7 protein-coding genes and 1 tRNA gene are annotated in these 12,984 nt (G+C 45.5%); all 8 read right to left on the reverse strand.

Annotated elements, in window-relative coordinates; all coding sequences use genetic code 11:
• On the reverse strand, positions 1–6,466 hold a 6,466-nt coding region (locus ACERC7_RS07350), incomplete at its 3' end, for a discoidin domain-containing protein (protein ID WP_373666580.1).
• A gap of 195 nt (positions 6,467–6,661) precedes the next feature.
• Positions 6,662–7,348: a VIT family protein gene (locus ACERC7_RS07355; RefSeq protein ID WP_373660480.1), complete on the reverse strand. Its 687-nt coding sequence runs from the start codon at positions 7,346–7,348 to the stop codon at positions 6,662–6,664.
• A gap of 262 nt (positions 7,349–7,610) precedes the next feature.
• Complete coding sequence (gene gap, locus ACERC7_RS07360; RefSeq protein ID WP_018368865.1) at positions 7,611–8,621, reverse strand: type I glyceraldehyde-3-phosphate dehydrogenase; 1,011 nt, start codon at positions 8,619–8,621, stop codon at positions 7,611–7,613.
• A gap of 233 nt (positions 8,622–8,854) precedes the next feature.
• Positions 8,855–8,940: transfer RNA gene (locus ACERC7_RS07365), tRNA-Leu, on the reverse strand.
• Between the two features lie 243 nt (positions 8,941–9,183).
• Complete coding sequence (locus tag ACERC7_RS07370) at positions 9,184–9,726, reverse strand: biotin transporter BioY (protein ID WP_373659118.1); 543 nt, start codon at positions 9,724–9,726, stop codon at positions 9,184–9,186.
• A 255-nt stretch (positions 9,727–9,981) separates the two neighbouring features.
• Positions 9,982–10,674, reverse strand: coding sequence for a hypothetical protein (locus ACERC7_RS07375; RefSeq protein ID WP_373659117.1), 693 nt, complete (start codon positions 10,672–10,674; stop codon positions 9,982–9,984).
• 61 nt (positions 10,675–10,735) lie between these two features.
• Positions 10,736–11,047, reverse strand: coding sequence for a CHY zinc finger protein (locus tag ACERC7_RS07380; RefSeq protein ID WP_373659116.1), 312 nt, complete (start codon positions 11,045–11,047; stop codon positions 10,736–10,738).
• Between the two features lie 2 nt (positions 11,048–11,049).
• Entirely contained in the window at positions 11,050–12,951 is a 1,902-nt protein-coding gene (gene mnmG / locus ACERC7_RS07385) for a tRNA uridine-5-carboxymethylaminomethyl(34) synthesis enzyme MnmG (RefSeq protein WP_373660481.1), read from the reverse strand.
• Positions 12,952–12,984: the final 33 nt, after the last annotated feature.

Below are 12,984 nucleotides of genomic sequence, written 5' to 3' on the forward strand. Positions count from 1 at the left end.
TTTCTTTGTGGAAGACCACTCTCAAGCCTGCCACCTTGGCATCCGCTGATTGAACCTCTGCGATGATACCTGAGTCAGTTTGAGGGTTGACGTCAGTAATTTGACGCGGTGGTTGTGTGGTGTCATTTTGATTTGGAGTTGGCTCTGAATCTGGAGTGGCCTCAATCACATAAAGCTCTTGACCTGATACGAATCCACCAACACTGGTTAACCAATTGATACGGATATAACGGGCTTCTGTTCCTTCTGGAAGAAAAGCAATCTTATCCAGAGCATTACGGTTCCAACGGATAGTTTCTCCTGTTGGGGCCCATGTCTGACCATCATTGCTAGTCTCAACCGTTAAGCCTGTGATTGTTCCGTTTGAAGCTGCTGGGCGTGGGACATAAATCAGATGGCTCAGCGCTTTCTCCTCACCCAAGTCAAGAGTTAAGCTTGATGGCACAGCGTCTGTCTTCTGCCATTGGCTATGGTAAATGGTGTTTTCATCACCATCAAAGAAGTTGCTCAATGGTTCGTTAGGCTGTTCTGGTGTGCTTGCTGTTTTCTCCGCAACAACCAACTTCTTAGCTAAATCTTTCGCTACAGTCGTAGCAGATACTGCTTCTGTTGCTTCTGATTGACCAATTGGGTTTGTCGCACGGACACGGAATGTGTAAGTTGATACAGGAGCGAGGTTATAAACGTTGAAGTGTGGCTCATTGGTGCGTCCAACTTCAACAAACTGACCATCAGCTTCTTGTTCAACAATGTAGCGAACTGCCTGCGGTACAGCATCCCATGTGAGACTGACACTACCGTGGGTTGGACGGCTAACAGTCACATTCGTTGGTACCGCTGGGGCTTCTGTATAGTTAATCAACGCTGTCACTGGTTGGTTATCAACTGCTGCACGGCGCAAATCATTGCCAACAAGAATATTATCCTGAGATGTGAAGTTCAAGACAGCGTCACGTTTTGCTTTAAGTGTCACATAAGCCACTCGACCTGAACCGCTCAGCAATTCTTTTTGACCAAAGTTAATGAATGAGAAGACAACATCATGTTGACCAGAACGCGTGCGACTTTGTGAGAAGTTCTCTGCCTGCTTCGTAAAGCTCTCAGGAGTCACATTACCGCGAGCAACCAATTCAAAGTCTGCTTCACTCACTTGGAAGGTTGATGTCAACGCATTGACAGCTGCTAAGTCATCAGCAATCAGGTAAACCTTAACTTCCTCACCAGTCTTCACATCCAGCTTCTCAGCTTCAAAGCGCAGGTTACCACTTGGAGCAACTGTTGAGCGCTCAGTAACACCGCCGTCAAGTTGAACAGCTGCGATACTGATGTCATAAGCATCAATCAAACCATTTTTATTGGCATCTGCACGCTCAACATAACCACCAAAGTCACTATCTGCACGACGCAAACCTGCGTAGTTGAGGAAGGAGGTCTTATCATCGTTGGTAATCTGACCGTCGTTACTGATGTCGCCTGGCACAAACATACGTGTTCCTGGTTTCTTGAAGATCAGCATTTCTTCACCAGAGATAAAGCCATTTTGGCTACTATCCACCTGGAAGTGAACATAACGTGCTCGTTTGTCGAGAGTGTGTTTACCAACTGAGTTAGCATCACTACGCCAGTCGGCAGAACCTGTAAAGTCCCAAGTTTCGCCATCTTCACTGGTCCAGACCTTAGCCCAAATCACGCGACCATTGACACCACCGTCATTGCGCTGATGGTACTCAAGATAATCAAGATCATAAACGCCACCAAGGTCTACACGAATGTAAGAACCTGCTGATACTTGTTCGTTCCAGCGGCTGTGGAACTGTGCACCTTTCTTCTTGTCAAAGAGTTTATCGATCCCTTGACCACTCTGAGTTCGAATGTTAGTTAAAACATTGGCTGGGTTAATCTCAATAGCCTCTGCCCACGGGTCATTCTTAGTCTCTGCTGTCACAGCGTCTGACCAATCAGATTCCCCTTTAGCATTGACCGCACGCACCTTAAAGGTGTGGGATGTGCCTGGGTTTAATCCATCAAAGTTGAACTCAGTTGCTTTGATATTTCTGTAAAGGACCCCGTTGTGTTCAACATCGTATGATGTCGCATCTTTAGAAGCTGACCAGGTCGCTTTAATAGCTTTAGCACTAACTGTATCCTCTGGTGTCGCCAGATTTGTTGGTGTAGCTGGTACTTCAAGACCTTCTGGTGCTTGCTCAGTAGCTTTGGCGTTGCTAAAGCCATTGATCGTTACCTCAACCTTGTTGGTTGTCACGTCATGAGCCGCCAACTTGATTTTCAGCAAGTCATTCATGGTCACATCGAGTGCCTTGATTTCTGCACTGGTTGGGTTATAAGTTGCAAGTTTCGTATCTTTGTGGTAGAAGAAGACGTTTGTGCCCTTGCTGTACTCTTCCAGCGTATTAACACGACGAACTTCTACCGATTGACCGTTGACCTTAACTTGTACAGACTCGACATCTTTAGAGACATTGACGTGAAGCTCAGTGGTTTTATCTTTCTTGAAGCCGTCAAAGTCACCCTCAGTGCGTTCGATTGTCAAGACCGCACGACCTGTTGTGTTAGAGTCGTCCGCCACACTCTTAATCAGAGTTGTTGCGACTTTACCTGCTTTGTAGTCTACGCTCTTACCGTCATCCTCGTAGAGTTTGAACTCGCTAACCTTGTGTGGATAGAATTGAATCAAACGGTTACCACGGTCAATCTCTGCTGGATTGTTGTTGGCGTTAGTCATTGGGATAATAGCGCCATTCTTAACAAATACTGGAAGTTTCCACAGAGGCGCTTCGTAGTTGTTTAGAACTTGACCACCCTCGTATTTTTGACCAGTGTAAAGGTCAATCCACTCAGCTCCAGCCGGCAAGAAGATGTTGTTTCTGACATCATCGCCGTTTTCCTTCATGGCTGTATTTTTGTAAATAGGTGCAACGAGGAAGTTATCACCGTACATGTACTGGTACTGCACAGCTTTGGTGTAAGCCAGTGGCTGATCTGAGAAGTCAATCAACATGGCGCGCACGATTGGCTTACCAGAAACAGAGGCATCATGCCCTGTTGAGTAAGCATAAGGCACCAGAGTTGATTTGAGCTTCATAGACATACGGTTGATGTCTGTCGTGCGGTCATCAAATGAGAATGGTGTCTTAGGCTCATTCCCCCAACCATCCATGTTCATCAGGATAGATGTGAAAGCCTTCCACTGATAATCACGAGCGTTGATAACGGCATTACCGCCACCAAAGATACCATCCATGTCAGAACCCATATTCGGGTTACCAGACAAGCCTAGACCGATGTAAGTTGGGATATGGAAACGAATATACTCCCACTCACCACCACGTTGGTCACCAGACCAGATACCAGCACTACGCTGAGTACCAGCCCAGCCATCGAGAGAGACGATGAACGGACGAGCCTTATCCTCTCCACTCTTTTCAGTCAGAAGCTTAGCCCCTTCATCAACACCATTGAGACCAAAGTTGTAACCAGGACCTACCCAAGCCACGTCAGTCTTAATGGCACGGATACCTGCTGTACCAACCTCTTTATCGATATCACGGTGAGTAACCACATCACCACGTGTTGAATAAAGATCTGCCTGTGTCCAAAGGCCAACTTCAACGTTATTTTGTTTTGCCCACTCAACAAAGGCTTTCAGGTTCTGAATATTACCATCTAAAGTCTCTGTCTGACCATAACCAGCTCCATAACCATCGTTTGGCAAGAACCACCCAAGAGGTAAGTTCAGCCGTTTATAGCGTTCAATCACGGCACGAGCAGAGAACTGATGGCTCTCTGGTGTATCACCGTTCAAGTTTTCCTTGATGTCTCCTGGCTGTACGGTGTGGCTACGCCCATCAAACTCTTTATAGTATTTACCATCTTCAAAGAGAACTGCGCCTGCTGTACCTTTAGGCACTTCACGCCAGTAGTCACGGTTATAAGCATTCAAGTGACCCAAGTAGAGTGCATATTCTGGCAAGACAGCCGGAGCACCTGTCAATTCATGATAGTCTTTTAAGATATCTGCTGGTTTTGAATTGATGAAGTAGAAGGCATCAAAACGCTCTTCGTTGTGGGTGCTGGTGAGTTGCGCTTTATTATCCGTACCAAAATCATACTGGCCTGGGCGGAAGGTATGGCGCATCACACCGTAACCCTTACTTGACCAGTAAAATGGTGCTGGGGAAGCTACTGAACCATCAATCCAGTTGTTCTCATTGACAATATTGATTTTTTCACCCTTGTGCGTGAAGCGACCGTTTTGCATACCGCCACCAAAGAACTGTTCGTCCTCTGTTTGGGCTAAGGTCTGAGTTGTTTTACCACCAGCGATAGAAACAGGCGCTACTTCTTTGGTCACATAAGCATTCTTCTCACGGTCATAAACAGACATGAGTGAGGTTTTCTTATCAAAGATAACCAACACTTTTGGTGTTTCGAGGATATAGCGTGATTCTTCATCAACTAATTTACCGATTTGACCATAGGTTTCTTGGTAGTTCGCTTGATTTTTCAGAGTGATATTAGCCGGACGACCAGCATGAACAAGCTCTGGGTTAGAAACGAACTCTGCGCCCTCTTTTTCGATATTGAAGCGGAAAACGTGGTCGTTATAGAAGTTAACCTGAGCCTTATGACCTGTTTCATAAGTGATGGAAGCTGTACCATTCTCAAATGTGACGTTGGTGATACGTCCAACAGAGGAGGCTGGTCTATTATACTCACCTTCCACCGTTTCTACTGGTGGGTAAACCGGTGTCAGTGTTGATGTAGGCGCAGACGGTGGAGTTTGCTGACGAACTGCAGCTTCAATCATCGGAGACAAGTTGTTCGTAGCATCCATCAATTGAACGTTGTAGGTTTTTTCAGCGAGCAAGTCCTGATTAACAGTCACTTGTACACGACGCTCACCTGTTGGAATGCTTGCATAACCGATAAAATAAGTCTCTTGAGTTGTGCCTTCTGGGTTAATGACAATAGCTAACTCACCTGCTTGAACTCCTTCAGGTAGAACAACATCTACTTGACGAGTTCCAGCGACAAAGTCTGCTGAAACAGCTGCTGGAGGGGCAACAGTATCAGCTACAAATGTCTTAGGATCTGATTCAAGACCTTGAACAGTAGCGATAGTCACCGCATAAGTCTGACCGTTTTCTAGTAATCTGTCGAGCGCAAGCACTGCAATGCCATCTTCTAAGTGAGATTCTTCAAGAGTAAGCTCTTTTAGAACTTGAGCGTCATTGGTTTTTAGTTTGACAACATGACTAGCTACTGCTTCTTGTGGGAGCGTTACTGCAACCTGGCTGACTGTTTCTCCATCCTGTTGCAGAGGAGCATTAAACAACCGTACAGCTGCCGGAGCTTGAGGAGGTGTCTGTATTGGACGTTCCAATGTTCCCCGACGGTAGACTGCCATTTTAGGATTTATAATAGTTACGGCAGATTCTCCAAGCTTCGTTGAGGTCTTTTCACCATTTTGTGCTTCATAAGTCGTTACAGTCACTCGTTTGCCTGCAACAGCTTCACTGACCAGCTCTTCTTGATCTTTATATTTGGTCACATCATCAATGTAATGTTTTTCATCAGTTACTAAGGTTTCAGTAACCGTTTCTTCAATAACAAGCTTCTTACCCTGAGGAATAAACTTGGAGGCAGAGACAAGGTGTGGCTGAGTATTGGCAGGTGCAGCATTCCCTACAAGTGTATTGGTAGCAGTCAAGCGGAAATATTTCGCATCTACCGGTTCAATCACAAAATCAATCGGCATGCGGTTTCCACGACGTTGATAAGCTGCCCCCTCATTTTCTGGTTTATTAAGCATATGTGGCTGACCATCTTGCTGTTCAACAGCTGTAAAGGTCACTTTCTTCCAGCTACCCTCTTCACCAGTTTTACTGTACTCGATGTAGCCATTGGCAGCAACTCCTGCTTCGTTGTGGTAGCTACTTCCCAGAGATGATTTGCCATCTTGCATCGCTTGATAAGTGATGCGCTCAACTCTGGCAACATCGTCCAAGCGAACTGTCAGTTTCGGCTTCTCAGTTTCTCCAATACCGACCCAAGCTGTAGCTTCACTACCGTCAACAGCATTTGTCGCAGGGAATCCTTCTTTTACGTTATCTGCTTGAGCGTAATTCTTATCAACAGAAACTACCTCATCAATTGTGCGCACGGCACTTTCCGTTTTTGCTTCCCCGCTCACTTCAAATTTAGTTGACTCAGGTGCAACAACTTCCTCAACCTCTTTTTCTGCCACAGCACCATCTTGGGTACTTTCTAGCGAAGCTGCTCCAGTTGGTCCAGCTGGAACAGGTGGCTGAACAGGCTGAACCCCTGTTTCTTCAGCATAAGCTGTACCGGCACTCAAAAAGCTCAATCCAATAACTGCTGAGCAGACACCGATTGAGAATTTTCGAATACTATATTTATTTTGTTTATCGAATAAATGCTTCATTCAATAAGTCTCCTTTTCTGATAGCGCTTTCTATTCTACGTCACTTTAACACGGCAAACTTTTTTTGTCAAGTATTTTAATAAAAATAAACAAAAAATTACAATCTATTTAATATATTCAGGTCTGTTTTGACATTTTTAGATAAAAATAAAAGAGCTAAAAACCACATCTTTAGCTCTGCTATTTTTCAAAAAACTACCCAACAACTCCTGTCCCCAACAGATGACCAATCACAAAGGTCACAAATATGGTCAACAGACCAACCATAATGTTACGACCAACAGCAGGAACAATCGGTGCTTCGCCCAGTCTGGCACTGGTATAACCTGTCACAAACAAGGACAGGATAACGACTAACACTGTTGCAGGAATGCGAATCGAAACAGGAAAAAGCATCACCGCAAGCATCGGAAATACAGCGCCTGCCACAAAAGCAAGAAAACTAGACAATGCCGCATGCCATGGGTTGGTAAAGGCTTCAAAATCCATATTGTATTTTTCTTCCACCAAAGTTTTAACGGGATTCTTGGCAAAAGCTTTATTAACCATAAACTCTGCTGCTGTTTCACACTCCCCACGCGCCATATAGATAGCTTTGAGAGATAGCCGAGCAGCGTCAGGGTGTTCGGTGTAGAGCCGCCGTTCTTTTTCTGTCGCTGCCTGCTCAGTATCCTTCTGAGTTGGGACAGAGACATACTCTCCACCTGCCATCGAAAAAGCGCCTGCTAAAACAGCTGACATCCCCGACAAAAAAATCACCCATTGATCAGTTGTCGCTGATGCCACCCCGATGACAACACCTACAATGAACACAATCCCATCATTTGCCCCAAGAACTCCTGCACGCAGGATATTTAATTTGCTCGAAAATTGTTCACTCATCTGCTTCATCTCCTGTTTCTAGTATAGCAAACTATACACGCTTGTCAATAATGATTATAAATAAGTTCCACATGATCCTTGAACTGAGCTATCATTCTCCGAACAACCGAAACATCAACTGACATTAGTCATTAGTCACAGGGTGAACCTGTCGTCATCTTCGGTATCAGCTAAGCAAACTGATTTAATATATTTTGCTAGCCTATCACGATAACTGAGTTGACATTAGCAAAAAACGAGGGAAAATTCCCTCGTTCAATTCTTATTTAGCGATTTTTGCAAAGTACTCAAGTGTACGAACCAATTGAGCAGTGTAAGACATTTCGTTGTCGTACCAAGATACAACTTTTACCAATTGTTGACCGTCAACAGTCAACACTTTAGTTTGAGTCGCATCAAAGAGTGAACCGTAAGAGATACCTACGATATCAGAAGATACGATTGGGTCTTCTGTGTAACCGTAAGACTCGTTAGCTACTGACTTCATGTGAGCGTTGATAGCTTCAACTGAAGCTTCTTTTTCAAGAGTAACAACCAACTCAGTTACAGAACCTGTTGGAACTGGAACACGTTGTGCAGCACCGTCAAGTTTACCGTTCAACTCAGGAATTACCAAACCGATAGCTTTAGCTGCACCAGTTGAGTTAGGAACGATGTTTACAGCAGCAGCGCGCGCACGACGGAGGTCACCGTTACGGTGTGGTGCATCCAAAGTGTTTTGGTCACCAGTGTAACCGTGGATAGTTGTCATGAGACCTTTTTGGATACCAAAAGCATCGTGAAGGGCTTTAGCCATTGGTGCCAAGCAGTTAGTTGTACATGATGCACCTGAGATAACTGTTTCAGTACCATCAAGGATGTCGTGGTTAGTGTTAAACACAACAGTTTTCACATCGTTACCACCAGGAGCAGTGATCACAACTTTTTTCGCACCGTTAGCGTGCAAATGTTTTTCTGCTTTTTCTTTTGAAGCGAAGAAACCAGTAGCTTCCAATACGATGTCAACACCTTCAGTTGCCCAGTCGATGTTTGCTGGATCAGCTTCAGCTGATACGCGAACGAAGTTACCATTTACTTCAAAACCACCATCTTTAACTTCAACAGTACCGTCAAAACGACCTTGAGTTGTGTCGTATTTCAAGAGGTGAGCCAACATATTTGGATCTGTCAAGTCGTTGATGCGAGTTACTTCAACACCTTCCAAACCTTGGATCAAGCGGAAAGCAAGACGACCGATACGTCCGAAACCGTTAATACCAACTTTAACTACCATTTGCGATTTCCTCCTTATGAAAATCAAATAAAATTTTATCAGGCAAAGCCTTTTGTGAAAAGATTAACTTGCAGCTCTGCAATAATCCCTCAACAAATCTATTATACTTCTTTTCAAATAAAAATGCAATATTTTTCAGTTAAATCGACAACTAAAATCATGAGCGACTGTTTGGAGCCTGAGTTAACTTGGTTTTAAGGCAAAAAGAAAACCAGTCAATGACTGGTGAGGTATGCGGAGAGTGGGACTTGAACCCACACGGCCTAAAGCGGCCACAGGATCCTTAGTCCTGCGCGTCTGCCAATTCCGCCATCCCCGCGAATGGCTTGTTGTCTTAACAACAAAAACAATTATAGCAAACCATTCAATACTTGTCAATAACCTAATTCAATTTTTTTCAAAAATATCATTAGACATGCAATGACAGCTCTAAAATATCTGGTATTTTGGTAGTTGACAAGATAAATAATTTGACACCTGATATTTGCCCTAAAACATGATGAAACGAATCGTGATGCTAGAACAAGACAAGTAGTTGCCGCAGGGCGGTTACTTTAAAGCATCAATAACGGCCTTGAACAACTCCACTCCTGATCAACCGTCTAGCAATAACTGTTGCGATAATCACTTTAATCGTATCTCCTGGCACAAAAATCAGGTTAGACAACAATAAATCTGTCCACGTCATATCAGAAAAATATTGCAACCAAAAGACACCAAGCAGATACACCACAGGAAGGCTTGCCAACCAAAGTAAGATAGCATCCGTAATCCATCGAGAAGGTTTTACCAATCGTGTTAAGCCCTCATACAACAGGGGTACAGCCAGCCAAGCCACAACGTAACCAGCCGTCGGTCCAGTGAGGACAGGTAGAGTGGTATTCCCGCCTGTAAAGACTGGCAAGACTAACCCAATCATCAAAAATAACAGAACACTCAGGCTTCCTCGAGTGCCTCCCAGCAAAGCGGCTGCCAGCATCACACCCATATTTTGCAAGACGATTGGAACAGGTATAACACCTAGGGAAATAGGTGGCAAAAATCCCAAAACACAGATCAGGGCTGTCACCAGCGCCATTTGAGCGAGAGATTTACTCTGAAACATGATAAAATAAGTCCTTTCTTTATCAAGATGCTATCGTTGAACTAGGCAAGATGTTGTGATTTCTTGAAAACTTTACAGAAAGCAAGTCTCGTCATCTAGCATTTTGAAAACAGCTTCTCTATTCTCATCATAGCAAAAGCTATCTATGTTTGTCAACCTTATTTTTATTTCGGTTAACATTTGTTCGAATAAAAAACCAAAGGCTAGCTGGTCTGGCCCTTGGCTTCTTGTAAGAGGATAAGTGAGGAAGTTTTATTAAGGCTTGTCAACATTGATAAACTCAAGGTCATCCACGGTCAGCTCTACCATCAGTTTATCGTCACGATCGAGGTTGAGCAGTTGCTCCAAACTCTGACTGGCAAACGTCGCTACTTTTTTTTGGCGGTCTAGGTCATCAAGGACATGCTCTGAGGTCTCGTAGATGGCTTCTTGGCTTTTTTCAGCGAGAAACTCCTGTGCTTTTTGCCCAGAGGTAAAGAGGTCAACTGCCTTATCAACTAAGCCACTCCCGCTTTTTTTGATGACAGGCACGCCAGTAGCTTGCGAATCAACGTAGACCGTCAGTGGTTTCTTAAAGCTCAAAACGCTGTTTGTTATGGTTAGGTCACTCTTATCCAACCCCTTCAACTCCAGTTTAAACTCGGTTTTAACAGGAATTTCAGCCACCAAATCTCGTCCGACAAGTGCTTTGGTCAAAGGCTCAGTCCACTCAGGCCAGTCTTTGAAATGCTTGTTGGTAAACACTTGCTCCGCTGTCGTCTCAACATCTACACCAGCAACGACCAGCTGATTTTCACGCTCAAAGCGCTTGATGACAAAGCTGTATTTACTCGTTAATATCCCACCAAAAAACTGCTCTCGAAAGTGAAACACCAGACTTAGCGCTATCAACACAAGAACAACTAAACTAGCAATCTTCTTTGCCATAAATTTTCCAATTAGTTTCATGTGAAACCTCCATTTAACTCAACAAAACCATTATATATATAAGTTGTCAAGCGTTTTTTACTTATTTTTCAAAATAAATATCGTAGTGGTTACTGCACTTGGGATTAAAGGGCGACTGGCAGAGCGGGCAAGCGCCTGTTTTATAATCAGATAAGGACAGTTGCTGACGGCAGACACCGCATAACACGGGGTGTAGCTCGTTAGCAGAGGTTACCTGAAAGACATGGTCTGTTAAGACATCATGGCATTGGTAACAGGCATAATACCGCTGGCATTGCCCACATTTGAGAGCGACAATATCCAGTTCGCTATGGTAATGCCTGCAACGGCTATGCTGATCAAGGTCAAGACCGTAAAAGAGAGGTTCCGCCATGGTTAGCCCTGCTTGTTCTTAGCAATCGACCGCCCTTTGCCCTCCAGATAAACCATCAGGATAGAAATATCAGCTGGGTTGACCCCTGAAATTCGGCTAGCCTGTCCAATGGTTTCAGGATTGATTTTCTTAAACTTCTGACGGGCTTCGGTAGCAATAGAGTCGATGTCATCCCAGTCAATGTCAGATGGAATCCGCTTTTCTTCCATGCGCTTCATCTTGTCCACCTGATCGAGCGCTTTAGCGATATAGCCCTCGTACTTAATCTCGGTTTCAATCAGCTCGATTACTTTACCATCCAGTGACTCCGCCGCTTCACCGACAAACTGGGTCACCACAGCATAGTCAATCTCAGGTCGGCGCATGAAGTCCTTAGCCGTCATGGCATCGGTCAACGGCTTGAAGCCAAGGGCTTGAACATGCTCATTGGTCTCCTTGACGGGTTTGAGTTTAATGCTGGCAAGACGTGCCATCTCACGTTCAAATTGGTCTTTCTTTTCTTGGAACATGGCCCAGCGGTCATCGGCTACCAGTCCAACTTTGCGACCAATCGGTGTCAATCGCATGTCGGCATTGTCATGGCGGAGAATGAGGCGATACTCTGCTCGTGAGGTCAAGAGACGGTAAGGCTCCAGCGTCCCCTTGGTCACGAGGTCATCAATCATGACCCCGATATAGCCATCACTCCGTCCCAAAATCAGCTCAGGCTTGCCCTGAACCTTGAGTGCCGCGTTAATCCCTGCTATCAAGCCCTGTCCAGCGGCTTCTTCATAACCCGATGTGCCATTGGTCTGACCCGCTGTGAAAAGACCACTGATGGACTTGGTCTCCAAGGTCGCACGGAGCTGGTGAGGCAGAACGATGTCGTACTCGATGGCATAGCCTGTCCGCATCATCTCTGCATTTTCTAAGCCCTTGATAGAGTGGAGCAGTTCTTTTTGAACATCTTCCGGTAGGCTGGTGGACAGCCCTTGAACGTAGATTTCTTCGGTGTTTCGACCTTCTGGCTCAAGGAAGAGCTGGTGACGTTCCTTGTCGGCAAAGCGGACAATCTTATCCTCAATCGATGGGCAGTAGCGAGGTCCGACGCCCTTGACTACCCCTGAAAACATCGGGGCTCGGTGGAGGTTGTCATTGATAATCTGGTGGCTGGTCTCATTGGTATAGGTCAACCAGCAAGGCACTTGGTCGGTCACATAGTCCTCGTCCTTGGACAGGAAGGAGAAGTGATTGGGCTTGTCATCTCCAGGCTGGATTTCGGTCACCGAGTAGTCGATAGAAGACGCCTTGATGCGTGGCGGCGTTCCTGTCTTGAAGCGTCCAATTTCTAGTCCTAGCTCTTTGAGGTTGTCCGCCAGCTTGACAGACGCTAGGCTATTATTTGGACCAGAGGAATACTTGAGGTCTCCGATGATGATTTCCCCCCGCAGGGCTGTCCCTGTGGTGACAACGACTGCTGCTGCCGAAAAGGCCTGTCCCGTCGCTGTCTTCACACCGATGACCTGCCCATTGTCCACCAAAACCTCGGCAATCTCGGACTGGCGAAGCGTGAGGTTCTCTTGGCGCTCAACGGTTTGCTTCATCAGCTGGGCGTAGAGCGCCTTGTCTGCCTGAGCACGAAGCGCACGGACAGCAGGGCCCTTGCCGGTGTTGAGCATCTTCATCTGGATATAGGACTTGTCGATGTTGCGCCCCATCTCGCCCCCCAGAGCGTCAATCTCGCGAACGACAATACCCTTGGCAGAGCCGCCAACAGATGGGTTGCAGGGCATAAAGGCCAGCATGTCAACATTGAGGGTGGCAAGGAGGGTCTTAGCCCCCATACGGCTGGCAGCCAGACTCGCTTCGACTCCAGCGTGTCCCGCACCAATAACGATAATATCGTAGTCTTCTGTAAAGTTCATGTCTTTTTATGAAAAATAGCAGAGCTGCTATCT

This window comes from Streptococcus sp. E17BB (assembly GCF_041807725.1).
In the GTDB taxonomy this organism is placed as follows: domain Bacteria; phylum Bacillota; class Bacilli; order Lactobacillales; family Streptococcaceae; genus Streptococcus; species Streptococcus entericus.